Consider the following 24,297-nt stretch of genomic DNA (forward strand, 5'->3'; position numbering starts at 1 on the left):
TTCACCGACCGGAGGGGCCAGGGGGCAGAGCGTCAGCTCTGGCCGCCCGCCAGCTTCTCGCGCAGAGCGGCCAGGGCCTCGTCCGACGCCAGGGCGCCGGAGTTGTCCGCCGACTCCGAGGAGTACGAGCCACCGCTGCCGCCGGAGGCGGCCGGGGCACCACCGGCCGGGGCGGCAGCGCCCTCGGCAGCGGCGGCCTCGTCGGCCTCGCGGGACTTGATGACCTGGGCCTGGTGCTGCTCGAAGCGCTGCTGCGCCTCGGCGTACTGCGTCTCCCACGCCTCGCGCTGAGCCTCGTAGCCCTCGAGCCAGTCGTTGGTCTCGGGGTCGAAGCCCTCGGGGTAGATGTAGTTGCCCTGGTCGTCGTAGGACGCGGCCATGCCGTACAGGGTCGGGTCGAACTCGACCGACGCCGGGTCGGCACCGAAGGACTCGTTGGCCTGCTTCAGCGAGAGGCTGATGCGGCGGCGCTCCAGGTCGATGTCGATGACCTTGACGAAGATCTCGTCGTTGACCTGGACGACCTGCTCCGGGATCTCCACGTGGCGCTCGGCCAGCTCGGAGATGTGGACCAGGCCCTCGATGCCCTCGTCGACGCGCACGAACGCACCGAACGGAACGAGCTTGGTGACCTTACCGGGGACGACCTGCCCGATCTGGTGCGTACGGGCGAACTGCTGCCACGGGTCCTCCTGCGTCGCCTTGAGCGACAGGGAGACGCGCTCGCGGTCCATGTCGACGTCGAGGACCTCGACCGTGACCTCCTGGCCGACCTCGACGACCTCGGAGGGGTGGTCGATGTGCTTCCAGGACAGCTCGGAGACGTGCACGAGACCGTCGACGCCGCCGAGGTCCACGAACGCACCGAAGTTGACGATCGAGGAGACGACGCCGGAGCGGACCTGGCCCTTCTGCAGGGTCGTGAGGAACGTCTGGCGGACCTCGCTCTGGGTCTGCTCCAGCCAGGCACGGCGGGACAGGACCACGTTGTTGCGGTTCTTGTCCAGCTCGATGATCTTGGCCTCGAGCTCCTTGCCCACGTAGGGCTGGAGGTCACGGACGCGGCGCATCTCGACGAGGGAGGCCGGCAGGAAGCCGCGGAGGCCGATGTCGAGGATGAGACCACCCTTGACGACCTCGATGACGGTACCGGTGACGATCCCGTCCTCTTCCTTGATCTTCTCGATCGTGCCCCAGGCACGCTCGTACTGAGCGCGCTTCTTGGACAGGATGAGGCGACCTTCCTTGTCCTCCTTCTGGAGAACCAGGGCCTCGATCTCGTCGCCGACCTTGACGACCTCGTTGGGGTCGACGTCGTGCTTGATCGAGAGCTCGCGGGAGGGGATGACGCCTTCGGTCTTGTAACCGATGTCGAGCAGGACCTCGTCCCGGTCGACCTTCACGATGACGCCGTCGACGATGTCGCCGTCGTTGAAGTACTTGATCGTCTCGTCGATCGCGGCGAGGAAGGCTTCCTCGTTACCGATGTCGTTGACCGCTACCTGCGGGGTGGTGGCGGTGGTCTCGGTGCTGCTCGTCATGTGGGAAAGGGCTCCGGTACGGACGGTGAGTCGTAGGTACTGCTACGCCGGGAGCCCGTATCGCCTCTGCAGAAGCCGGACAGCCCGGGAAGCACCGAACCCGCCGTACGGGAGGCGCCTCGTGAACCGAGGGGACATACAACAGATGCGAGCGCGACCTGCTAGGTCTGAGGCGCGCAGGCTCGCAGCGCAACTTGTAGCATACGGGGGCAGCCGGGCACGGTCAATGCACGAAGGCGCACACCCGCGACGCATCAGCCCAATTCCGGCACATTTCGTGTTCCACGAGGCCGCGTCGGCCGCAGGACGCGTCCCTTTCGGCACGGAGCCCCGCTGTCGGACGGCCCCGGCGTGCCTGTCGCGTACGACGGGGTGAAGGCAAACTACAACGACGGACACGATGAGCCAAGAGATGCACCTGCCCGAGCCGGAGGCGACCCGCCGCGCGGCCTCGGAGACCGAGAGCAGCCGGGCCAGCCGCGGCTGGTGGGACCGGAACGCCGACGAGTACCAGAGCGACCACGGCGCGTTCCTGGGCGACGACCGCTTCGTCTGGGGTCCCGAGGGGCTCGACGAGGCCGAGGCCGGTCTGCTGGGTCCGGCCGAGTCGCTGAAGGGCCTCGACGTCCTGGAGATCGGTGCCGGCGCCGCGCAGTGCTCGCGCTGGCTGGCCGCGCAGGGGGCCCGCCCGGTCGCCCTGGACCTGTCGCACCGGCAGCTGCAGCACGCGCTGCGGATCGGCGGCGGGGTGCCGCTCGTGGAGGCCGACGCCGGGTTGCTGCCGTTCCGCGACGGCGCGTTCGACCTGGCCTGCTCGGCGTACGGCGCGGTGCCGTTCGTCGCCGACCCCGCGCGCGTGTTCCGCGAGGTGCGCCGGGTACTGCGACCCGGTGGGCGCTGGGTGTTCTCGGTGACGCACCCGGTCCGCTGGGCGTTCCCGGACGAGCCGGGGCCCGAGGGCCTGTCGGTCGCGGCCTCCTACTTCGACCGCACGCCCTACGTGGAGCAGGACGAACGCGGCGAGGCGGTGTACGTCGAGCACCACCGGACGCTGGGCGACCGGGTGCGGGACGTGGTGGCCGGCGGGTTCCGGCTGGTCGACCTCGTCGAACCGGAGTGGCCCGCCTGGAACCAGCAGGAGTGGGGCGGCTGGTCCCCGCTGCGCGGCCACCTGATCCCGGGCACGGCGATCTTCGTCTGCGAACGGGACTGAGCCCCGGTCCCGACCGCGGCCGCAGCCCTGCCGCGGGGCGCCCGTTCCAGCCCCGGACCCCGGCCCGCCGATACGGAGGCCGGGGCCGGTTCGTGGCCGTCGACCCGGCCCCGTACGAGACCGATTGCGGGCACCGCGCGGCCTCGTACCAGACTGGGGGCGTGATCCGCGCCCACGCCCTGGAACAGCTGCCCGTACGCACCGCCGTGCCCGCCCTCGAGCGGGCGCTCGCCGACCACGGCACCGCGGTGCTGTGCGCACCGCCCGGCACCGGCAAGACGACCCTGGTGCCGCTGGTCCTGGCCGGGCTGACCGGCGGCGGGCCGACCCGCCGCGTGGTGGTCGCCGAACCGCGCCGGATCGCGGCGCGGGCGGCGGCGCGGCGGATGGCCTGGCTCCTCGGGGAGCGGGTCGGCGGGCGGGTCGGGTTCACGGTCCGCGGCGAGCGGGTGGCGGGGCGCGACACCGTGGTGGAGGTGGTGACCACCGGGGTGCTGCTCCAGCGGCTCCAGCGCGACCAGGAGCTGACCGGGGTCGACGCGGTGATCATCGACGAGTGCCACGAGCGGCATCTGGACGCGGACACGGTTGCCGCGTTCCTCCTCGACGTGCGGGAGACCCTCCGCCCCGATCTGCGGCTGGTCGCCGCGTCCGCGACCACCGACGCGGCGGGCTGGGCACGGCTGCTGGGCGATGCCCCGGTGGTGGAGGCGCGGGGCGTCTCGCATCCGGTGGAGGTGGTGTGGGCACCGCCCGCCGGGCCGGTGCGGCCGCCGCACGGCATGAGGGTCGATCCGGCGTTTCAGGCGCACGTCGCCGCGACGGTGCGCCGGGCGCTCGCCGAACAGGACGGCGACGTGCTGTGCTTCCTGCCCGGTGTCGGCGAGATCGGGCGGGTGGCGGGGCAGCTCGCCGGGGTGGACGCCGAGGTGCTCCAGGTGCACGGGCGAGCCCCGGCGGCGGTGCAGGACGCGGTGCTGGCCGGGTCGTCCGGCGGCCGGCGGGTGGTGCTGGCGACCTCGGTCGCGGAGTCGTCACTGACGGTGCCCGGGGTGCGGGTCGTGGTCGACTCGGGACTGGCCAGGGAGCCCCGTACCGATCACGCGCGGGGGCTGAGCGCCCTGACGACCGTGCGCGCCTCGCAGGCGACGGGACGGCAGCGGGCGGGCCGGGCCGGGCGTGAGGCGCCCGGGGTGGTCTACCGCTGCTGGGAGCGGGCGGAGGACGGGCGGCTCGCGCGGTTCCCGTCCCCGGAGATCGCGGTGGCCGATCTGGCGGCGTTCGCGTTGCAGGCGGCCTGCTGGGGCGATCCGGAGGCGTCGCGGCTGGCGCTGCTCGATCCGCCGCCCGCCGGCGCGATGGGCGCGGCGCGCGAGGTGCTGACGGCGGTCGGCGCCGTGGACGCCCGGGGGCGGGTCACCGACCGGGGCGTACGGATGTCCCGGCTGGGCCTGCACCCCCGGCTGGCGCGGGCGCTGCTGGACGGCGCCGCGGAGGTCGGCGGACGACGGGCGGCCGAGGTCGTGGCGCTGCTGAGCGAGGAGCCGCCCCGGGAGTACGGGGACGATCTGGCTGCGGCGCTGCGGACCGCCCGGCGGGGCGGGGACGGGTACGCGGCGCGCTGGCGGCAGGAGGTCCGGCGGCTGTCCGCGTCGGCCGGGGAGACCGGGGGCGGCTCCCCGGCCGGCATGACCGACGACGCCGCGGTCGGCCTGGTGGCCGCGCTGGCGTTCCCCGAGCGCGTGGCGCGGGCGCGCGGCGAGGGGGCGTTCCTGATGGTGTCGGGCACGGGTGCACAGACCCGCGAGGGTTCGGGGCTGCGGGGTGCTCCGTGGCTGGCGGTCGCGGTCGCCGACCGGCCCGCGCACGCGGCGTCCGCGCGGGTGCGGCTCGCCGCCGTGATCGACGAGTCCACGGCGCGGGCCGCCGCCGGACACCTGCGGTACGCGGGCGAGGAGGTGCGCTGGGCGGACGGCGACGTGGTGGCCCGCCGGGTGGAGCGGCTGGGCGCCGTGGAGCTGTCGGTGCGTCCGTTGGCGGAGCCCGATCCTGCGGTGGTGCGCGAGGTGCTGGTGGAGGGCCTGCGGCGCGAGGGGCTCGGGCTGCTGCGCTGGACGCGGGAGGCCGGGCAGTTGCGGGAGCGGCTGGCGTTCCTGCACCGGACGGTGGGGGCGCCCTGGCCCGATGTGGCGGACGAGGCGCTGACGGCGCGTGCCGGGGACTGGCTGGAGCCCGAGCTGTCGCGGGCCCGGCGCCGCTCCGACCTGGGGCGGATCGAAGCGGGGCAGGCACTGCGGCGTCTGCTGCCGTGGGCGACGGGTGAGGCGGCCCGGCTGGACGAGCTGGCCCCGGAGCGGATCGAGGTGCCGAGCGGATCCCGGGTCAGGGTGGAGTACGGCGGGGAGCGGCCCGTACTCGCGGTGAAGCTCCAGGAGTTGTTCGGCCTGGAGCGGACGCCGAGGGTGGCCGGGGTGCCGGTGCTGGTCCATCTCCTCTCCCCCGCCGGGCGGCCCGCGGCGGTCACCGCGGACCTGGAGTCGTTCTGGCGGGACGGCTACCGGGCGGTGCGCGCGGAGCTGCGGGGCCGTTACCCGAAGCATCCGTGGCCGGAGGACCCCGCGACGGCGGCAGCGACCCGGCTGACCAACGCCCGGCTCAGGCAGGAGTAGGGGGCGTGCCCGGGGCGGGCGTCGTCGCGTCGGCGCGCCCCTTGCGGCGCCGTTCGTCGGGCCGGTCGCCGGGCCCCTCACCCTCCGGGCGCCGGGAGCGTGCCTCCAGCCACAGCGCGAGGACGAGCAGCGCGGCGCCGAGAACCAGGAACCCCCACGGCAGGTACGAGGTCAGCAGCAGGATCGGCAGGCGCTGCGAGGTGACCAGGGCTACGGTCGACTCGATGTAGTCCTCGCGCATCCTCACGTGTCCGGCGAAGACGGTGACGGTGTCCTGCGGCAGGCCCATCGCCTTGGCGTTGCGCAGTTCCTCCTTGTGGATCTCCTCGCCGTTGACGGGCGCTCCGGTGACCGGGTCGACCCAGAACATCCGCTTGGTGGTGTACCAGCGGGTCATGCCCGTCTTCGCGATCTGTTCCGGGGAGACGCCCTTGATGGGCATCTTCTTCGGCATCGGGACCTTCGTCCACGGGACGGTCTGCTCGAAGTAGTAGACGTCCATGCCGCGGAAGGTGCGGGTGCCCTTGTAGTGGATGGGCGAGCTGGTGCGGGACTGGGCGTCGAAGTACTCGTAGTCGCGTTTCTCGGTGAGGAAGGGCCACTTGAACTCGATGCCCTCGCGCCCGACCGGGTCGCCGTCGACCATTTCGCCGGTGGCGTGGACGGGTGCCTGGCTGTGGGCGTCGAAGATGTAGCGCTCGGGGATCTCGGAGACCATTTTGCCGTCGGGGCCGGCGACGAAGCTGAGGGCGTCCCAGACGACGACGTCGCGTCCGGCGTCGCGTTCGATCCTCTCGGACTCCTCCACGTTGCCCTTGAGGGTCTGCACGATGGTGACCTTCGGGACCTGCTTGACCTTCATGCCGTCGTTGTAGTCGAGGAGGGTGGCGGGCTTCGCCTCCAGCACCATCTCCTGGTACTGGCTGGGCGGGATCTTCGCCAGCCTCGGAAAGGCGTACCAGCGCAGCAGGGGCGCCATGGCGGCGAAGAAGACGGCGAGGGCCAGGAGTACGAGGCTGGCTCGGCGGCGCATGGTGGTGCCCTCCCTCAGCTTGCGTGGCTGCTTCCGCTGTGCGTTTCGTGCCGCGCGGCTGCCTGTCGCGCGGCTGCTTCAGGTGGTTCCCGGTTCCCGGGAGGTCACGGCTTCTTGGGTCCCGGGACGGTGGTCAGCAGTGGTTCGGGCGAGGTCTCTCCGGGCGGGGCCCCGATGGCGGAGACGGTGAGGACGAGCGCGAGGGCCGCGGCAAGTCCGATGGCGGCGGCGACGAGGGCACGCATGCCGGTCCTCCCGGTGAGCACGGATCCGACGGCGACGGACCTGACAGGTCGTCAGGGTTGGGGCACCGTAGCAACACGGGCGCGAGAGGGGAACACGTGGAACAGCCCCTCCGCCGGGCGGTGGCGGAGGGGCTGTCGGGGGCGCGGGGTGCCGGCCGGGCGGGGACGGCGTCAGGTGGCGGGGGCCGCGATCACGAGGTCGACGACGAGCGTGGCGCCGCCCTCGGCGGTCAGGCGCAGCTTGTACGTGCCCGTGGTGGCGTCCGCGTGGAGCCCGGGCAGCTCCAGCCTGCCGTCCGCGCCCGTCCTCAGGCCGGTGAGCGTACGGACCGCCTTGTCGTCCCCGTCCTTGAAGTACGGGCCCTTGTCGTTCTCGGTCGGCTCGCTCTCGCCGGGCTCGGCCTCGTCGTTGATCAGGGTGGCGGTCACGGCGACACCCGCGGCGATCGCGTTCTTGTAGGTGGCCTCGATCTCGACGGTGTCGGCGAAGGCCATGCCCGGCGCGGCGGTCAGGGCCTTGTCGCCGATCCTGGTGATCTCGTCGGCCTGCCGGGCGGTGACGGTGGCGGTGTAGGCGACGCCGGGCAGCGCGCGGCCGGTGGCGACGGCACGCACCCTGAACTCCCCGGTGCGCTCGCCCGCCTTCAGCACCGGGGCGGTGACCGTGCCGTCGGCCCCGGTGGAGACGGTGACCTCGGGCTTGCCGCCGGCGAAGACGGCATCCGTGTCGCCGGTGACGGTGAAGGTGACGGACACCCCGGCCATCGCGCCGCCGCGGGTGTCCCTGGCCCGCACCTTGATCCGCTCGGTGAACGCGCTGCCCGCGGTGGCGGTCAGGGGGCCGGTCCCGGCGTTCTCCACCCGTGCGAGGGGCCGGGACGGCGTGGGGGTGGGCGTGGGAGTCGGCGTCGGGGTGGGTGTCGGACCGGTCGAGCCGCCGGGCTTCGGCTTGGGCGGCTTCGGCTTGGGCTCGGAACCGGGCTTCGGCTTGGTCTTCCCCGGCGGCGTGGGAGAGGGGCCGGTGGTGCCGGAGCCCGAGCCGGCTCCGGAGTCCGAGCCCGTACCGCTGCCGAGGGCCGGCGGAAGGGTGCCGGTGCCGTCGGGGATCTCGTGGGTGCCGCGCTTGTAGTAGTCGAACCAGGAGCGGACCGTACGGAGATAGACGTCCGAGTGGTTGTAGCTCAGGACCGCCCGGTCGAGATCGGCGGCGACGGACAGGTTTCGCGAGCCCGCGCAGAGATAGCGCGCTGCGGCGAGCGAGGCGTCGTAGACGTTGTTGGGGTCCTTGCGGCCGTCGCCGTTGCCGTCCTGGCCCCAGGTCGCCCAGGTGGACGGGATGAACTGCATCGGGCCGACGGCACGGTCGTGCGTCGCGTCCCCGTCGTACGCCCCGTTGTCGGTGTCCTTGATCAGGGCGAAGCCCCGGCCGTCGAGCACCGGGCCGAGGATCGGGGCGAAGGTCGTGCCCTGCGCGTCGACCCGTCCGCCGCGGGCGTGACCGGACTCCACCTTGCCGATCGCGGCGAGCAGTTGCCACGGCAGCCGGCATGCGGCATCGCTGTCGGCCACGGTCCGTTCGGCCTTCTTGTACGCGTCCAGGACCGAGGCCGGTATGCCGGATTCCGAACCTCCGCTGAGGGGTGATTTGGTGGTGGTTCCCGGCTTGTGGGGCGAGTTCAGCGGCGGCAGTTCCGTGTAGTACGGCGAATTCCCGGTGGCCACGCCCTCGTCGGGCTGCGGCGCCGCCCCCGTGGACCGCGCGTCGCCGCTCGCACCGGCCAGTGGTGTGCCGGGAGCGCCCGAGGCGGACAGCGCCGCCACGGCGAGGGCGGCCACGGCGGTGGTGGTCGCCCCCTTGCGAAGTCGGCGACCGAACTGCGCTGCCATACCCGTGGCCCCTCCCGTCGTCGGCTGCCCGCGCTCCCCGGCGCCGGGACTCGGAGCCTGTCGGATCACCTTCGACCGGGAGGCGGACGCGGTATGGTGCGTGCGATTCCAAGGCGCCGAGTTGGTCTCGTAGCGGAGCTACCAGGCCATTTCGGCAACGCCGGAAGCGTGCGCGCCAGGGCGTGGCCACCCGGTCGGAGGTCACCCGACAGACTCTCGGGCGACCCTACGGCAACTCATGCGACTGACGCAGTATCTACTGACCGATTCTTACCTGTTTTTCACGTTCAGGTCGACAAGTTGTGCGGCGGCTGTCCGGCCGGTGAGGACCGCTCCCGCATACTTGCCGCCATGCCGTTCACACTCAGTCACGCCGCGGCCGTACTGCCGGGCATACGACGCGGCGGCACGGCCCGCGGCCCGCTCGTCGCCTCGGCTCTCGTCGCGGGTTCGTTCGCCCCCGATCTGACGTACTTCGCGGACAGTGTGGTTCCCGGTGCCATGGAGTTCGGGGAGGTCACCCACTCGGTACGGGGTGTGCTCACGGTCGATGTGCTGATCACCGCGGCGGCGGTGGCGGTGTGGCTGTTGTTGCGCGAGCCGCTGGTGGCACTGCTGCCGGACGCCTGGCAGGGACGGGTGCACGCGTTCCTGCGGGGCCGGCCCGCGGCCGGACGGGAGAGGCACCGGGTCCGCGACGGCGCGTGGTTCGCGGTGTCGGCGGCCGTCGGGGCCACCACCCATGTCGTCTGGGACGCCTTCACCCATCACGACCGCTGGGGCGTGCGACTGGTCCCGGGGCTCGACGGCAGCCTCGGCGGACGTCCCGTGTTCCAGCTGGTGCAGTACGGCAGTTCGGCGGTGGCCCTGGCCGTGCTCGTGTGGTTCACGGTCTCGGGCCTGCGGCGGACCGGGGCGCGGCCGGTCCCGCCGGACGTGCCGGTACTGGGCCGCCGGGGACGACGGGCGGCGGGAACCCTGCTGGGCGTCTGCGTCCTGCTCGGCGTCGTCCACCGGTGCGCGCGCTGGTACGCGTACTTCGGCGGCGTCCACGACCCGCTCGACATCGTCCCGACGGCCTGCTTCGGCGCCGGGGCCGGACTGGCGGCGGGCCTGGTGCTGTACGGGGTATGGATGCGGCTGCGCCGACCGCGCACACCCGCGCCCCCGTCCCCCGCCGCAGCCGGACGGGCCCCGTCACCGCACTGACCCGACGCCCGAACTCCCCCCGGGGACGGCCCCGCTCCATGTCCCGGCGGCCTCGGGCGGCCCGGAACCCCCGGCGCCCGAGCACCCCAGGACGTCCCGTCCGCCCCGCGGGCCACGCCCACGGGTCGGCGCGGTGACCGCGCCCGGGTCAGTGGGCCGCCGACTCCCAGTCCGTACCCACACCCACCGACACGTCCAGCGGAGCGCGCAACTGCACGGCCGTGGACATCTCGTGGCGCACGATCTCCTCCACCCGCGCACGCTCCCCCGCCGCGAGCTCCAGGACGATCTCGTCGTGGACCTGGAGCAGCATCCGCGACTTCAGCTCCGCCTCGGTCAGTGCCCGGTCCACCTTGAGCATGGCGACCTTGACGATGTCCGCCGCCGTGCCCTGGATCGGTGCGTTGAGCGCCATGCGCTCGGCCATCTCGCGCCGCTGGCGGTTGTCGCTGTTGAGATCCGGGAGATAACGGCGGCGGCCGAAGACCGTCTCGGTGTATCCGGTGGCCCTGGCCTCCTCCACCACGCGGTGCAGATAGTCGCGCACCCCGCCGAACCGCTCGAAGTAGGTGTCCATCAGACCGCGCGCCTCACCCGCCTCGATGTTCAGCTGCTGAGAGAGACCGAACGCGGACAGCCCGTACGCCAGCCCGTAGCTCATGGCCTTGATCTTGCGGCGCATCTCCGGGTCGACGGCCGACTTGTCGACGCCGAACACCTGCGAGGCGACCGTCGTGTGCAGGTCCTCACCGGAGGTGAACGCCTCGATCAGGCCCGCGTCCTCGGAGAGGTGCGCCATCACCCGCAGCTCGATCTGGCTGTAGTCGGCCGTCATCAGCGACTCGAAGCCCTCGCCGACGACGAAGCCCCGGCGGATGGCCCGGCCCTCGTCCGTACGCACCGGAATGTTCTGCAGGTTGGGGTCGGTGGAGGAGAGCCGCCCCGTCGCCGCCACCGTCTGGTTGAACGTCGTGTGGATACGGCCGTCCGTCGCGATCGTCTTGATCAGACCCTCGACCGTGACCCGCAGCTTCGCCTGCTCGCGGTGGCGCAGCATGATCACCGGCAGCTCGTGCTCCGTCTGCCCGGCCAGCCAGGCCAGGGCATCGGCGTCCGTCGTGTACCCGGTCTTCGTCTTCTTCGTCCTGGGCAGCCCCAGCTCACCGAAGAGGACTTCCTGGAGCTGCTTGGGCGAGCCGAGGTTGAACTCCCGGCCGACCGCCGCGTGCGCCTCCTTCACCGCCTGCTGCACCGCACCGGCGAACTGCTGCTCCATACCCTCCAGATGAGCCCGGTCCGCCGCGATGCCGTGCCGCTCCAGGCGGGCCAGCAGCGCGGACGTCGGCAGCTCCATGTCATGCAGCAGCTCCGCCGCGCCGACCTCCGCCAGCCGGGCGGTGAACGCCTCGCCCAGATCCAGGACCGCGCGGGCCTGCGCCATCAGGGCGTCGGCCTCCGCCCGGTCGTCCGCGCCGAAGGCCAGCTGCCCGTCGGGCGCCGCCGCGGGCGCCAGCTCCCGGCCCAGGTACTCCACCGCCAGCGCGTCGAGCGCGAACGAACGGCGGCCCGGCTTGACCAGGTAGGCGGCCAGCGCCGTGTCCATCGTGACGCCCTCGACCCGCCAGCCGTGCTCCGGGAAGACCCGCATGGCGCTCTTCGCGTTGTGCATCACCTTGGGCCGCGCCGCGTCGGCGATCCAGGTGGCGAACGCCCGCTCGTCGCCCTCGTCGAGCTCCGCGGGATCGAACCAGGCCGCCGCGCCGCCCGCCGCCGCCAGCGCGACCTCGGTGACCGTGCCCGCGCCGAGCCCCCAGGTGTCGACCGTGGCGACACCCAGCGGCTCCCCGCCGTGCTCCGTCAGCCACGGCGCCAGCTCGCCCGCACCCAGCACCGCACCGTCCAGCTCGACGCCCGCCGCGGGCACCGGGGCCCCGGTCTCGGCCGCGCCCGGATCGACGGCCAGCAGCCGCTCGCGCAGGCTCGGGTTGCGGATCTCCAGGACGTCCAGCACACCCGTCACCGCCGTGCGGTCGTACGGCGCGCGCTCCAGGTCCCGCGGGGTCTTCGGCAGCTCCACGTCACGGACCATCTCCGTCAGCCGGCGGTTCATCCGCACCGCGTCCAGATGGTCCCGGAAATTCTGCCCGGCCTTCCCCTTGACCTCCTCCGCGCGCTCCACCAGCTCGGCGAACGAACCGAACTGCTTGATCCACTTCGCGGCGGTCTTCTCCCCGACGCCCGGAATACCCGGAAGATTGTCCGACGGGTCACCGCGCAGCGCCGCGAAGTCCGGATACTGCCGCGGCGAGAGCCCGTACTTCTCCTCGACCTTCTCCGGGGTGAACCGCGTCAGCTCCGACACACCCTTCGTCGGATACAGCACCGTGATGTTGTCCGTGATCAGCTGGAACGAGTCCCGGTCACCGGTGACGATCAGCACCTCGAAACCGGCCGCCTCGGCCTGCGTCGCCAGCGTGGCGATGACGTCGTCCGCCTCGAAGCCCTCGACCGCGAAACGGTCCGCACGCATCGCGTCGAGCAGCTCACCGATCAGCTCGACCTGCCCCTTGAACTCGTCCGGGGTCTTCGAACGATTCGCCTTGTACTCCGGGAACTCCTCCGCACGCCACGTCTTGCGGGAAACGTCGAACGCCACCGCGAAATGCGTCGGCGCCTCATCACGCAGCGTGTTCGCCAGCATCGACGCGAAGCCGTACACCGCGTTCGTCGTCTGCCCCGACCCCGTCGTGAAATTCTCCGCGGGCAGCGCAAAGAACGCCCGGTACGCCAGGGAGTGCCCGTCCATCAGGAGCAGGCGCGGTCGGTTGTCTGCCGTCTTCTTCGATGCCGTCTCAGCCACGCCCCCGATCCTGCCACGGACCACCGACAATGCCCGACCGGACGTCGCTCGCCGCATTCGACGACGCACGACCGTCCCGCCCGCCCGGCCCGCGTGACAGGATCGGGGGACAAACAAAAGGGAGAAGCCGGGGAGCACAGCCCCCCGCGCGGCACACACGCAACGCGCACGGAACGACACGGTCCGGACCCGGCCCGAAAGGAAGCGCACCATGGCCACGAAGCCCCCCACCGGTGACCCGGTCCAGGACGCGCCCCGGGTCGGACCCGCCCGGCACACCGCCGCCGGCCTGCCCGCCGTCGCCCACAGCCTCGCCGTCGCCCGGCAGCAGATGGGCGTCCGGCGCACCGCGCAGACCCTCCTCAAGGTCAACCAGAAGAACGGCTTCGACTGCCCCGGCTGCGCCTGGCCCGAGGGCGACCACCGGCACACCGCGGAATTCTGCGAGAACGGCGCCAAGGCCGTCGCCGAGGAAGCGACGCTGCGCCGCGTCACCCCCGAGTTCTTCGCCGCACACCCCCTGCCCGTCCTCGCCGCCCGCAGCGGATACTGGCTCGGCCAGCAGGGACGGATCACCCACCCGATGTACCTCCCCGAGGGCGCCGACCACTACGAGCCGGTGACCTGGGAACGCGCCTTCGGCATCATCGCCGAGGAACTGCGCGCCCTCGCCTCCCCCGACGAGGCCGTCTTCTACACCTCGGGCCGCACCAGCAACGAGGCCGCGTTCCTCCTCCAGCTGTTCGCCCGCGAATTCGGCACCAACAACCTCCCCGACTGCTCCAACATGTGCCACGAGTCCTCCGGCTCGGCACTCACGGAGACCATCGGCATCGGCAAGGGCAGCGTCTCCCTGAAGGACCTCCACCGCGCCGACCTGATCATCATCGCCGGACAGAACCCCGGCACCAACCACCCCCGGATGCTCTCCGCCCTGGAGAAGGCCAAGTCCGCCGGGGCCAGGATCATCTCGGTGAACCCGCTGCCCGAGGCCGGACTGGAACGGTTCAAGAACCCGCAGACCCCGCACGGCATGCTCAGGGGAACCCCGCTCACCGACCTCTTCCTGCAGATCCGCATCGGCGGCGACCAGGCCCTCTTCCGCCTCCTCAACAAGCTCGTCCTGCAGACCGCCGGCGCCGTCGACGAAGCCTTCGTCCGGGAACACACCCACGGCTACGAGGAATTCGCCGCAGCCGCCCGCGAGGCCGACTGGGACCGGACCCTCGCCGCCACCGGCCTCGACCGCGCCGCCATCGAAGAAGCCCTCGCCATGGTCCTCGCCTCGAAACGCACCATCGTGTGCTGGGCCATGGGCCTCACCCAGCACAAGCACTCCGTGCCGACCATCCGCGAGATCGTCAACTTCCTCCTCCTGCGCGGCAACATAGGCCGCACCGGCGCAGGAGTCTGCCCCGTGCGCGGACACTCCAACGTCCAGGGCGACCGCACCATGGGCATCTTCGAAAGGCCCCCGGCCGCGTTCCTCGACGCCCTCGACAAGGAATTCTCGATCACCTCGCCGCGCCACCACGGCTACGACGTCGTCCGCTCCATCCGGGCCCTGCGCGACGGCGACGCCAAGGTCTTCTTCGCCATGGGCGGGAACTTCGTCGCCGCCACCCCCGACACCGAGGTCACCGAGGCCGCGATGCGACGGGCCCGCCTCACCGTCCACGTCTCCACCAAGCTCAACCGCTCCCACGCGGTGACCGGCACCCGGGCCCTGATCCTGCCCACCCTCGGCCGCACCGACAAGGACGTCCAGGCGAGCGGCAAGCAGTTCGTCACGGTCGAGGACTCCATGAGCATGGTCCACGCCTCCCGCGGCAACCTCACCCCCGCGAGCCCGCACCTGCTCTCCGAACCCGCCATCATCGCCCGCCTCGCACGCGCCGTCCTCGGAACCGGATCGGCCACCCCCTGGGAGGAGTTCGAGAAGGACTACGCGACCATCCGCGACCGCATCTCCCGCGTCGTCCCCGGCTTCGAGGACTTCAACGCCCGCATCACGCACCCCGGCGGCTTCACCCTCCCCCACGCCCCCCGCGACGAACGCCGCTTCCCCACCGCGACCGGCCGCGCCAACTTCACCGCCGCCCCCGTCGAACACCCCGAACTCCCCGACGGCCGACTGCTGCTGCAGACCCTGCGCTCGCACGACCAGTACAACACCACGATCTACGGCCTCGACGACCGCTACCGCGGCATCGAGGGCGGCCGCCGCGTCGTCCTCGTCAACCCCGACGACGCCCGCGATCTCGGCCTGGCCGACGGCGCGTACACCGACCTCGTCAGCGAATGGAAGGACGGCGTGGAACGACGCGCCCCCGGCTTCCGCGTCGTGCACTACCCGACCGCCCGCGGCTGCGCCGCCGCCTACTACCCGGAGACCAATGTGCTGGTCCCCCTCGACTCCACGGCCGACACCAGCAACACCCCCGCCAGCAAGTCCGTCGTCGTGCGCTTCGAGAACGTCCAGGGATGACCGGCGACGGTCGGGGATGACCAGGGGGCACCCGAGAGCGACCGGGCGCCTTTGGGCATGACCGGCCGCCTCCGGGAACAGCAGAAGGCGGCCGAGGACCACCGGGGACGAGGCCCGGCCCCGTCGCGGCGCTCCCGGGCCGGCCGCACCGGGAGCGCCCCTCTCGACGGGCCGGACCTCCCGACGGGCGGCGCCCGGCCCGACGGCACGGCCGACGCACGAGCCGGGACGGCCCGGCGCCCGCACCGGGCCGTCCCGTACGTCACACGACCTAAGCGCCCGCTCAGTCGTCTGATATGAACGACGCAGACAGACCGAAGCCACCAGGCATCGCAGACGATCGGAGCCGCACAGCATGGGCGAGCACACCGCTCCCACGTTCCCCCAGGAGATCATCGACGAATACGCCGAACTCGGCATCGACCTCCCCGCCCTCTTCTCCGCCGGCCACCTCGGCGAACGCATGGGCGTCACGATCGTCGAGGCATCCGCCGACCGCGTCGTCGGCACCATGCCCGTCGAGGGCAACACCCAGCCGTACGGACTGCTCCACGGCGGCGCCTCCGCCGTCCTCGCCGAGACCCTCGGCTCGGTCGGCTCCATGCTCCACGGCGGCGCCACGAAGATCGCCGTCGGCGTGGACCTCAACTGCACCCACCACCGGGGCGTGCGCAGCGGACTCGTCACGGGTGTCGCCACCCCCGTCCACCGCGGCCGCTCCACCGCCACCTACGAAATCGTCATCACCGACGAGCACGACAAGCGGGTCTGCACCGCCCGCCTCACCTGCCTGCTCCGCGACGCACCGCGCCCCGACGCCGCCTGACCGAAACCCCGCCCCCACCCGGCCCCGAGGCCACCCGCACCCCTGACCGAAACACAACCCACCGCACACCCCAACACTCGACCCACCGCACACCACGCACCACCACCGCACGCCACGCGCCCGCACCACCGCCCGGCCGGACCGAGATCCGGCCGGGCATTCTCATTTCCCGCACAACTACCGCACGACAAAGCCAAGTTGAACGTCCACCATGGTCAACGCCACTGACCCCACGGCGCATTGCACGCCCCCATCGGCACTCCCACCGCACCCGACGGCGCCAACCACACACGCGACACCGCGTCAACCACACCACGCCCGATATCACTCCGAGTAACCATCGGGCGATACGTGCAGGCCACGGACAACACACCCGTATCCGGCCCCGCGAACACCGCCGCACCACACCGCACCCGGCACCCGCACCCCCTCGCCCACCCCGGGCGACAGCACCAAGATCTACTCAAGCCCCTTAGCAGAGCTGCGAGTTCTCACCATGCGGTCACTTTCGCCGACCGGTAAAAAGACGTACATGTCCGCACAGCCACCTCAAGCCTTGCTCAAGGGCATAACAAGAAAGTCACATCCTGCGGCGGACCCATCCCCCACCACCACACCTGCGCCTAGAGTCACGGCCAGTCACCGCGCCGCCGGGCGCGTCAACCAGCACGGCCCTGTACCACCCGTACGGCCCGGCGAACGACACGGCACCTCAAGCAGAGGAGGCCGCGCCAGGGAAAGGACCTTTCGTGCGACACCGTTCTTCGCTCATCCTCACCGCAGTGCTCACCACAGGAGCACTCACACTCACCGCCTGCGGGTCGCGCGACGACAGCAACAACGGCGGCGGCGACGGCGACACCAAGACCGTCGTCATCGGCGTCGACGCGCCCATCACCGGCGACCTCTCCGCCCTCGGCCTCGGCATCAAGAACTCCGCCGACCTCGCCGCCAAGACGGCCAACAAGGAAAAGACCGTCCCCGGCATCAAGTTCGAGGTCAAGCCCCTCGACGACCAGGCCCAGCCCTCCGTCGGCCAGCAGAACGCCCAGAAGTTCATCGACGACGACACCGTCGTCGGCGTCGTCGGCCCGCTCAACTCCGGCGTCTCCCAGTCGATGCAGAAGCCCCTCAACGACGCCGGCCTCACCCAGGTCTCCCCCGCCAACACCGGCACCGAACTCACCCAGGGCGAGAACTGGAAGACCGGCGACAAGAAGCGCCCCTACAAGACCTACTTCCGCACCGCCACCACGGACCAGATCCAGGGCGCCTTCGCCGCGAAGTACCTCTACAACAACGCGAAGATCAACCAGGTCTACCTCATCGACGACCAGAAGCCCTACGGCGCCGGCCTCGCCGCCTCCTTCAAGAACACCTTCACCTCCCTCGGCGGCAAGATCGTCGGCACCGACCACGTCAACCCCGACGACCGCGACTTCAACGCCGTCGTCACCAAGGTCAAGAAGTCCGGCGCCAAGGCCGTCTACTACGGCGGCGAATACCCCGCGGGCGCCCCCCTGAGCCAGCAGCTCAAGGACAGCGTCCAGATCCCCCTCATGGGCGGCGACGGCATGTACAGCGCCGACTTCATCAAGCTCAACAAGAAGGCCCAGGGCGACATCGCCACCTCCGTCGGCAAGCCCGTCGAAGAACTCGACTCCGCCAAGAAGTTCATCGCCGACTACAAGACCGCCGGATACCCGGACGCCTACGAGGCCTACGGCGGCGGCACCTACGACGCCACCTGGTCCATCATCGAGGCCGTCAAGATCGCCGTCGCCGACAACAACGGCAAGGCCCCCGACGACCTCCGCGCCAAGGTCCTCGAAGCCATGGCCAAGGTCAAGTTCGACGGCGTCACCGGCCCCGTCTCCTTCGACGAGTACGGCGACACCACCAACACCATGATGACCGCCTACCAGGTCGACGGCGGCAAGTGGGTCTCCAAGATCAGCGAGGTCTACAAGCCCTGACCACCGCCGCCCTCCCGGGCAAATCGAAGTGACCCAGACCGCGCGGGAGCGCCACCAGCGCCCCGCGCGGTGCCATATCCGAACCACTCCACGGAGGCCCTGCGGTGAACGAACTGCCGCAACAGCTGGCCAATGGACTCATCCTCGGCGCGATGTACGGACTCATCGCGATCGGCTACACGATGGTCTACGGAATCATCCAGCTCATCAACTTCGCCCACGGCGAGATCTTCATGATCGGAGGCTTCGGAGCTCTCACCGTGTACCTCTGGATGCCGGCCGGCGTCTCCCTCCTCGCGATCATCCCACTGATGATCATCGGCGGCGTCATATGCTCCGTCGCCGTCGGCACAGCCGCCGAACGCTTCGCCTACCGACCCCTGCGAGGCGGCCCCCGACTCGCCCCGCTCATCACCGCGATCGGGCTCTCCCTCGCACTCCAGCAAGCCATCTGGAAGTGGTACCCCGACGCCAAGAAGGACCGCTCCTTCCCCCAGTTCAAGGGCGAAGCCTTCGACATCCTCGGCGCCCACATCCAACGCGGTGACCTCTTCGTCCTCATCACCGCCCCCATCTGCATGATCGCCCTCGGCCTCTTCGTCGCCAAGACCCGCGCCGGCCGCGGCATGCAAGCCACCAGCCAGGACCCCGACACCGCCAAGCTCATGGGCATCAACACCGACCGCATCATCGTCATGGCCTTCGCCATCGGTGCCGCGTTCGCCGCCGTCGCCGCCGTCGCCTACGGACTCAAGAACGGCCAGATCGGCTTCAAAATGGGCTTCATCATGGGCCTCAAAGCCTTCACCGCAGCCGTACTCGGCGGCATCGGCAACATCTACGGCGCCATGCTCGGCGGCGTCGTCCTCGGCATCGCCGAATCCCTCGCCACCGGCTACATGAGCAACGTCCCCGGCATGGAACTCTTCGGCGGCGGCGCCTGGAAGGACGTATGGGCCTTCGTCCTCCTCATCATCGTCCTGCTGCTCCGCCCCCAGGGCCTGCTCGGCGAACGCGTCGCGGATCGGGCGTGATACGGATGACCACCAACCACACCACCACACCCCTCCTCCCCATCCCCCCGGCAGCAGCCCGCATCGCCACCCTCACAGGCGCCGCACTCGCACTCGCCGGAACCTTCCTCGCCTGGACCTGGACCAAGGAATTCCCCGGCGACCTCACCGTCACCGGCTACCCCGGCGGCCTCCAAGTCCTCACCCTCATCAGCGCCGCACTCACCCTCCTCCTCACACTCTCCGGATACGGCGTCCGCGGCCTCGGCTGGCTCACCCCCGGCGGCACCAACAGCCCCGTCCGCCTCCTCGCCCTCGGCACCCTCGGCACCACCGGCTACGCCATCGGCGCCATCTCCTACGCCCTCGGCGGCATCGTCAACCTGGAACCCGGCGCCTGGGTCAGCGGCATCGGCGCACTCATCGCCGCCATCGCCGCCCTCGGACTCCCCGCCGACCAGACACCCACCCCCGCCGGCACCACCACCACCTGGGAACGCTTCCGCCACAGCCTCCGCGCCCCGTCCGCACCCCGGGCCAAAGCCCTCCCCGACTGGGCCGAAATCCTCATCATCGTCATCGCGTTCGGCATCGGTCTCTACGTCTTCAGCTACGGCATCGACACCGACTACACCGAACTCTTCATCGGCTTCCTCATCACCACCGGCTTCGCCTTCACCGCACTCCACCGCGCCGGACTCGTCTCCCGCCTCACCGCGCTGACCGCGAAGCACCGCAACATCACCCTCACCGCCGCCCTCGTCGCCGCCGTCTGCTTCCCCTTCACCCAACAGAAAGAGGAATACGCGCTCATCGGCGCCAACATCCTCATCTTCGGCACCGTGGCACTCGGCCTCAACGTCGTCGTCGGCCTCGCCGGCCTCCTCGACCTCGGATACGTCGCCTTCCTCGGCGTCGGCGCCTACGCCGCCGCCCTGGTCTCCGGCTCCACCATGTCGGCCATCGGCGTCGAATTCCCCTTCTGGGCCGCCGTACTCACCGGCGCCGCCGCCTCACTCGTCTTCGGCGTCCTCATCGGCGCACCGACACTACGACTGCGCGGCGACTACCTCGCCATCGTCACCCTGGGCTTCGGTGAGATCTTCCGCCTCACCGTGAACAACCTCAACGGCAACAGCGGACCCGACCTCACCAACGGCTCCCAGGGCATCCCCAGCATCCCCGACCTCGACTTCTTCGGATTCGACTTCGGAACCAAGCACGACATCCTCGGCTTCAGCCTCGGCAGGTCCGCCAACTACTACCTGCTCATGCTCCTCTTCACCGCCGTCGTCGTCCTCGTCTTCCGCCGCTCCGGAGAATCCCGCATCGGCCGCGCCTGGGTCGCCATCCGCGAGGACGAGACCGCCGCCACCGCCATGGGCATCAACTCCTTCCGCCTCAAACTGCTCGCCTTCGCCCTCGGCGCGACCCTCGCCGGACTCGCCGGGACCGTCCAGGCACACGTCAACTACACCGTGACACCCGAGCAGTACCAGTTCGCCGGCTCCGTACCCCCCAACTCCGCCTTCCTCCTCGCCGCCGTCATCCTCGGCGGCATGGGAACCCTCAGCGGACCCCTCATCGGCGCCGCACTCCTCTACCTCATCCCGGCCAAGCTGCAATTCATGCAGGACTACCAGCTCTTCCTCTTCGGCGTCGCACTCATCCTCCTGATGCGCCTGCGCCCCGAGGGCCTGGTCGCCGACCGCAGGAAGCAGCTCGAATTCCACGAGACCGACCAGCCCGACGTACCGGAACCGCGACAGTCCGACACAACCGGCGCCGGCATCGCCAAGGCGGGGGCGTGACCACCATGACCACCACGAAAACCCCCACCACGAACAACGCCACCACCGTCCTCGACGCCAGCGGGGTCACCATGCGCTTCGGCGGCCTCACCGCCGTACGCGCAGTCGACCTCACCGTCAACACCGGCGAGATCGTCGGCCTCATCGGCCCCAACGGCGCAGGCAAGACCACCTTCTTCAACTGCCTCACCGGCCTCTACGTCCCCACCGAGGGCAAGGTCAGCTACAAGGGCACCGTCCTGCCGCCCAAACCTCACCTCGTCACCCAGGCCGGCATCGCCCGCACCTTCCAGAACATCCGGCTCTTCGCCAACATGACCGTCCTGGAAAACGTCCTCGTCGGACGCCACACCCGGACCAAGGAAGGACTCTGGTCCGCCCTCCTGCGCCTCCCCGGCTTCACCAAGGCCGAGAACGCCAGCCGCGAACGCGCCATGGAACTCCTGGAGTTCATCGGCCTGGCGGACAAGGCCGACCACCTCGCGCGCAACCTCCCCTACGGAGACCAGCGCAAACTGGAGATCGCCCGCGCACTGGCCAGCGAGCCCGGCCTCCTGCTCCTCGACGAGCCCACCGCCGGCATGAACCCGCAGGAAACCCGCGTCACCGAAGAACTCATCTTCGCCATCCGCGACCAGGGCATCGCCGTCCTCGTCATCGAGCACGACATGCGGTTCATCTTCAACCTCTGCGACCGCGTCGCCGTCCTCGTCCAGGGCCAGAAACTCGTCGAAGGCACCGCCGACGTCGTCCAGAGCGACGAACGTGTCGTCGCCGCCTACCTCGGCACCCCCTTCGAAGGCGCCCCCGGCGCCGAAGAGGTCGCCGAGGTCGAAGCCGCCGAGGCCGAGGCCCACAGGACAACCGACACCGGCACGGCCGACAGCACCGCAACGGCGGACACGACCGGCACCACCGGCACGACCAGCACCACCGGCGCCGACGGCACCGAGGAGGACACCCGATGACCACCCTGCTGGAGGTCCAGGACCTCCGCGTCGCCTACGGCAAGATCGAAGCCGTCAAGGGCATCTCCTTCACCGTCGAAGCCGGCCAGATCGTCACCCTCATCGGCACCAACGGCGCCGGCAAGACCACCACCCTGCGCACCCTCTCCGGGCTGCTCAAACCGGCCGGCGGCAGCATCGTCTTCGACGGACAGCCCATCGGCAACATCCCCGCCCACAAGATCGTCTCCCTGGGCCTCGCCCACTCCCCCGAGGGACGCCACATCTTCCCCCGGCTGTCGATCACCGAGAACCTCCAGCTCGGCGCCTACCTCCGCAACGACAAGGCAGGCATCGAACAGGACATCCAGCGCGCCTACGACCTCTTCCCCATCCTCGGGGAACGCCGCAAACAGGCCGCCGGAACCCTCTCGGGCGGCGAACAGCAGATGCTCGCCATGGGCAGGGCCCTCATGTGCCGGCCCAAGCTCCTGATGCTCGACGAACCCTCCATGGGCCTCTCCCCGATCATGATGCAGAAGATCATGGAGACCATCGCCGAACTCAAGGCCCAGGGCACCACCATCCTGCTCGTCGAGCAGAACGCCCAGGCGGCACTCTCCCTCGCCGACCAGGGCCACGTCATGGAGGTCGGCCGGATCGTCCTCTCCGGCACCGGCGCGGACCTCCTGCACGACGAGTCCGTCCGCAAGGCCTATCTCGGCGAGGACTGACCCCACCGGCTCCGCGCACGGACCCCTGCGACGACACCTGAGCCACGAACGGACGAGGCCCGCACCCGGTCGAACCGGTGCGGGCCTCCCCCGTGCGCGTACGCCGCCTACTCGCCCGCCTTCTTCTCCTCGGCGGCCTGCTTCTCCGCGGCCTTCTTCTCGGCCGCATCCGCGATCAACGCCTCGGCGAGCTGCTGCATCGACATCCGCCGGTCCATCGACGTCTTCTGGATCCACCGGAACGCGGCGGGCTCCGACAGACCGTAGTCCGTCTGCAGAATGCTCTTCGCCCGGTCCACCAGCTTGCGCGTCTCCAGCCGCTGCGCGAGATCCGCGACCTCGCTCTCCAGCGCCTTCAGCTCCGCGAACCGCGACACCGCCATCTCGATCGCCGGCACCACGTCGCTCTTGCTGAACGGCTTCACCAGATACGCCATCGCCCCTGCGTCCCGGGCCCGCTCGACGAGATCACGCTGCGAGAACGCGGTCAGCATCAGGACGGGCGCGATGGACTCCTCCGCGATCTTCTCCGCGGCGGAGATCCCGTCCAGGACCGGCATCTTCACATCAAGGATCACCAGATCGGGGCGGTGCTCCCGGGCCAGCTCGACCGCCCGCTGCCCGTCCCCGGCCTCGCCGACGACCGCGTAGCCCTCTTCCTCCAGCATCTCTTTGAGGTCGAGACGGATCAGCGCCTCATCCTCGGCGATGACGACACGGGTCGTCAGCGGCGGAACGTGCGACTTGTCGTCGTCGGTGGGCTGGGGCGACTCGGGCGTGGTCACGGGGGCTCCTTGTTCCAGGACAGGTACAGCTCCCACGACCCTACCCAGCTCCTGTAAGGTAGTGACGCACGGGGCAGCTAAACCCCTTGCTTTCTAAGGCCCCAGTACTCCAACTGGTTAGAGAGGCCGCTCTCAAACAGCGGACAGTGTGGGTTCGAATCCCACCTGGGGCACTTTTCCTTCGATTCCAAGGTGTCAGTGGAATCCATGAACTTCACTTGATCTGAGTACTGGGACATCATTCCCACCCCGGGACCTCGCAGCCGCGCAAGGCTCGGCCCCATGTACGACATCGGCACCCGAGAACGAGCACTGGCGCTGGTCGAGCAGGGGCGCAGCCTCAATTCTGTGAGCAGGGAAACCGGCATATCCCGCGCTGCGATCCGCTCCTGGCAAACACGCGTCGAACCCCTCGACCGGGGCCGGGCCACGCCGTGTCCGAGGTGCGGCGACACACCCACCGAGATCGAGAACCCCGCCTCGTACTCCTACTTGCTCGGTCTCTACCTCGGAGACGGTTGCGTCAGCCGGTCCGGGCGAGGTGTGTTCTCCCTACGCATCGCCTGCGCAGACGCCTGGCCAGGGCTCATCGACGCCTGCTCCGAAGCCGTACGGCTCGTGCGACCGGGCAACAAGGTCTGCCGGGTCCAGCGACCGGGCTGCCAGTACGTCACCTGCTGCAGCAAGCACTGGCCCTGCCTCTTGCCCCAGCACGGCCCCGGCAAGAAGCACGAGCGCCGGATCGCCCTCGCATCCTGGCAACGGGAGATCGTGGACGCGCACCCGTGGGATTTCGTCCGTGGTCTGATCCACTCCGACGGATGCCGTGTCATCAACTGGACCACCCGTGTCATCGGCGGACAACGGAAGCGCTACGAGTATCCGCGCTACTTCTTCACCAACAAGTCCGACGACATCCGACGCCTCTACACCGACACCCTCGACAGGCTCGACGTCGAGTGGACACACTGCACCCGCGCGGGCAAGGCGTACAACATCTCCGTCGCCCGACGGGCGTCCGTCGCTCTTATGGACGCCCATGTCGGGCCGAAGTACTGAA

At 70.5% G+C, this 24,297-nt stretch carries 17 protein-coding genes and 1 tRNA gene; 12 read left to right on the forward strand and 6 right to left on the reverse strand.

Going from position 1 to position 24,297, the window contains the following annotated elements:
- Positions 1 to 32: 32 nt before the first annotated feature.
- Positions 33 to 1,541 carry a 30S ribosomal protein S1 gene (gene rpsA, locus AMK22_RS25430; protein ID WP_073788681.1) on the reverse strand — a complete coding sequence of 503 codons (1,509 nt, stop codon included), beginning with the start codon at positions 1,539 to 1,541 and terminating at the stop codon, positions 33 to 35.
- A gap of 412 nt (positions 1,542 to 1,953) precedes the next feature.
- Between rpsA and AMK22_RS25435 the strand changes: the two genes are divergently transcribed.
- Together AMK22_RS25435 and hrpB are read left to right on the forward strand one after the other, a co-directional pair.
- Entirely contained in the window at positions 1,954 to 2,754 is an 801-nt protein-coding gene (locus AMK22_RS25435; protein WP_199883318.1) for a class I SAM-dependent methyltransferase, read from the forward strand.
- A 161-nt stretch (positions 2,755 to 2,915) separates the two neighbouring features.
- On the forward strand, positions 2,916 to 5,423 hold the full coding sequence (hrpB, locus tag AMK22_RS25440; RefSeq protein WP_073788922.1) for an ATP-dependent helicase HrpB: 2,508 nt from the start codon (positions 2,916 to 2,918) through the stop codon (positions 5,421 to 5,423).
- On the opposite strand, the gene AMK22_RS25445 is transcribed toward hrpB, so the two are convergent.
- The 3 genes from AMK22_RS25445 to AMK22_RS25450 form a co-directional block, all read right to left on the reverse strand.
- Positions 5,410 to 6,456 (reverse strand): DUF3068 domain-containing protein, encoded by a 1,047-nt coding sequence (locus tag AMK22_RS25445; protein ID WP_079186396.1) that lies wholly within the window; start codon positions 6,454 to 6,456, stop codon positions 5,410 to 5,412. The genes hrpB and AMK22_RS25445 overlap by 14 nt on opposite strands.
- Positions 6,457 to 6,560: 104 nt before the next feature.
- Entirely contained in the window at positions 6,561 to 6,701 is a 141-nt protein-coding gene (locus tag AMK22_RS38585) for an SPW_0924 family protein (RefSeq protein ID WP_107430632.1), read from the reverse strand.
- Between the two features lie 171 nt (positions 6,702 to 6,872).
- Positions 6,873 to 8,588, reverse strand: a complete 1,716-nt coding sequence (locus AMK22_RS25450; protein WP_073788685.1) for a lytic transglycosylase domain-containing protein — start codon at positions 8,586 to 8,588, stop codon at positions 6,873 to 6,875.
- Between the two features lie 351 nt (positions 8,589 to 8,939).
- Here AMK22_RS25450 and AMK22_RS25455 point away from each other — a divergent pair, with 351 nt between their 5' ends.
- A complete protein-coding gene (locus AMK22_RS25455; protein WP_073788687.1) occupies positions 8,940 to 9,797 on the forward strand; it encodes a DUF4184 family protein in 858 nt (285 codons plus the stop codon).
- A gap of 148 nt (positions 9,798 to 9,945) precedes the next feature.
- Here the strand turns inward: AMK22_RS25455 and polA are convergent, their stop codons facing one another.
- Positions 9,946 to 12,657, reverse strand: coding sequence for a DNA polymerase I (polA, locus tag AMK22_RS25460; RefSeq protein ID WP_073788689.1), 2,712 nt, complete (start codon positions 12,655 to 12,657; stop codon positions 9,946 to 9,948).
- A 211-nt stretch (positions 12,658 to 12,868) separates the two neighbouring features.
- Here polA and AMK22_RS25465 point away from each other — a divergent pair, with 211 nt between their 5' ends.
- The 7 genes from AMK22_RS25465 to AMK22_RS25495 all read left to right on the forward strand — a co-directional run bounded on the left by AMK22_RS25465 (position 12,869) and on the right by AMK22_RS25495 (position 22,452).
- A complete protein-coding gene (locus tag AMK22_RS25465; protein WP_073788691.1) occupies positions 12,869 to 15,145 on the forward strand; it encodes an FdhF/YdeP family oxidoreductase in 2,277 nt (758 codons plus the stop codon).
- 355 nt (positions 15,146 to 15,500) lie between these two features.
- Entirely contained in the window at positions 15,501 to 15,971 is a 471-nt protein-coding gene (locus AMK22_RS25470; RefSeq protein WP_073788693.1) for a PaaI family thioesterase, read from the forward strand.
- A 749-nt stretch (positions 15,972 to 16,720) separates the two neighbouring features.
- A complete protein-coding gene (locus AMK22_RS25475) occupies positions 16,721 to 17,947 on the forward strand; it encodes a branched-chain amino acid ABC transporter substrate-binding protein (protein ID WP_073788694.1) in 1,227 nt (408 codons plus the stop codon).
- Positions 17,948 to 18,051: 104 nt separating this feature from the next.
- The gene (locus AMK22_RS25480; protein ID WP_073788696.1) at positions 18,052 to 18,981 is read left to right on the forward strand and encodes a branched-chain amino acid ABC transporter permease; all 930 of its coding nucleotides are present in this window, start codon (positions 18,052 to 18,054) and stop codon (positions 18,979 to 18,981) included.
- A 5-nt stretch (positions 18,982 to 18,986) separates the two neighbouring features.
- Complete coding sequence (locus AMK22_RS25485; RefSeq protein WP_073788926.1) at positions 18,987 to 20,771, forward strand: branched-chain amino acid ABC transporter permease; 1,785 nt, start codon at positions 18,987 to 18,989, stop codon at positions 20,769 to 20,771.
- A gap of 5 nt (positions 20,772 to 20,776) precedes the next feature.
- Positions 20,777 to 21,739: an ABC transporter ATP-binding protein gene (locus AMK22_RS25490; protein ID WP_073788924.1), complete on the forward strand. Its 963-nt coding sequence runs from the start codon at positions 20,777 to 20,779 to the stop codon at positions 21,737 to 21,739.
- The gene (locus AMK22_RS25495) at positions 21,736 to 22,452 is read left to right on the forward strand and encodes an ABC transporter ATP-binding protein (RefSeq protein WP_073788698.1); all 717 of its coding nucleotides are present in this window, start codon (positions 21,736 to 21,738) and stop codon (positions 22,450 to 22,452) included. Before AMK22_RS25490 ends, AMK22_RS25495 begins: the two co-directional genes overlap by 4 nt.
- A 107-nt stretch (positions 22,453 to 22,559) precedes the next feature.
- Here AMK22_RS25495 and AMK22_RS25500 read toward each other — a convergent pair whose 3' ends face one another.
- Entirely contained in the window at positions 22,560 to 23,237 is a 678-nt protein-coding gene (locus tag AMK22_RS25500; RefSeq protein ID WP_073788700.1) for an ANTAR domain-containing response regulator, read from the reverse strand.
- Between the two features lie 98 nt (positions 23,238 to 23,335).
- On the opposite strand from AMK22_RS25500, the gene AMK22_RS25505 reads away from it, so the two are divergent.
- Positions 23,336 to 23,410 (forward strand) — tRNA-Leu (locus AMK22_RS25505).
- A gap of 109 nt (positions 23,411 to 23,519) precedes the next feature.
- The gene (locus AMK22_RS25510) at positions 23,520 to 24,296 is read left to right on the forward strand and encodes a helix-turn-helix domain-containing protein (RefSeq protein ID WP_073788701.1); all 777 of its coding nucleotides are present in this window, start codon (positions 23,520 to 23,522) and stop codon (positions 24,294 to 24,296) included.
- The last annotated feature ends 1 nt before the right edge of the window (position 24,297 follow it).

It is taken from the genome of Streptomyces sp. CB01580, assembly GCF_001905795.1.
GTDB lineage: Bacteria > Actinomycetota > Actinomycetes > Streptomycetales > Streptomycetaceae > Streptomyces.

Bases quoted from the DNA above. Each gene is read 5' to 3' on its own strand.
- rpsA (WP_073788681.1), bottom strand. From the start codon at position 1,541: ATGACGAGCAGCACCGAGACCACCGCCACCACCCCGCAGGTAGCGGTC.
- AMK22_RS25465 (WP_073788691.1), top strand. From the start codon at position 12,869: ATGGCCACGAAGCCCCCCACCGGTGACCCGGTCCAGGACGCGCCCCGG.
- AMK22_RS25495 (WP_073788698.1), top strand. From the start codon at position 21,736: ATGACCACCCTGCTGGAGGTCCAGGACCTCCGCGTCGCCTACGGCAAG.
- AMK22_RS25455 (WP_073788687.1), top strand. From the start codon at position 8,940: ATGCCGTTCACACTCAGTCACGCCGCGGCCGTACTGCCGGGCATACGA.
- AMK22_RS25445 (WP_079186396.1), bottom strand. From the start codon at position 6,456: ATGCGCCGCCGAGCCAGCCTCGTACTCCTGGCCCTCGCCGTCTTCTTC.
- AMK22_RS25490 (WP_073788924.1), top strand. From the start codon at position 20,777: ATGACCACCACGAAAACCCCCACCACGAACAACGCCACCACCGTCCTC.
- AMK22_RS25435 (WP_199883318.1), top strand. From the start codon at position 1,954: ATGCACCTGCCCGAGCCGGAGGCGACCCGCCGCGCGGCCTCGGAGACC.
- AMK22_RS25470 (WP_073788693.1), top strand. From the start codon at position 15,501: ATGGGCGAGCACACCGCTCCCACGTTCCCCCAGGAGATCATCGACGAA.
- AMK22_RS38585 (WP_107430632.1), bottom strand. From the start codon at position 6,701: ATGCGTGCCCTCGTCGCCGCCGCCATCGGACTTGCCGCGGCCCTCGCG.
- AMK22_RS25510 (WP_073788701.1), top strand. From the start codon at position 23,520: ATGTACGACATCGGCACCCGAGAACGAGCACTGGCGCTGGTCGAGCAG.
- AMK22_RS25485 (WP_073788926.1), top strand. From the start codon at position 18,987: ATGACCACCAACCACACCACCACACCCCTCCTCCCCATCCCCCCGGCA.
- AMK22_RS25450 (WP_073788685.1), bottom strand. From the start codon at position 8,588: ATGGCAGCGCAGTTCGGTCGCCGACTTCGCAAGGGGGCGACCACCACC.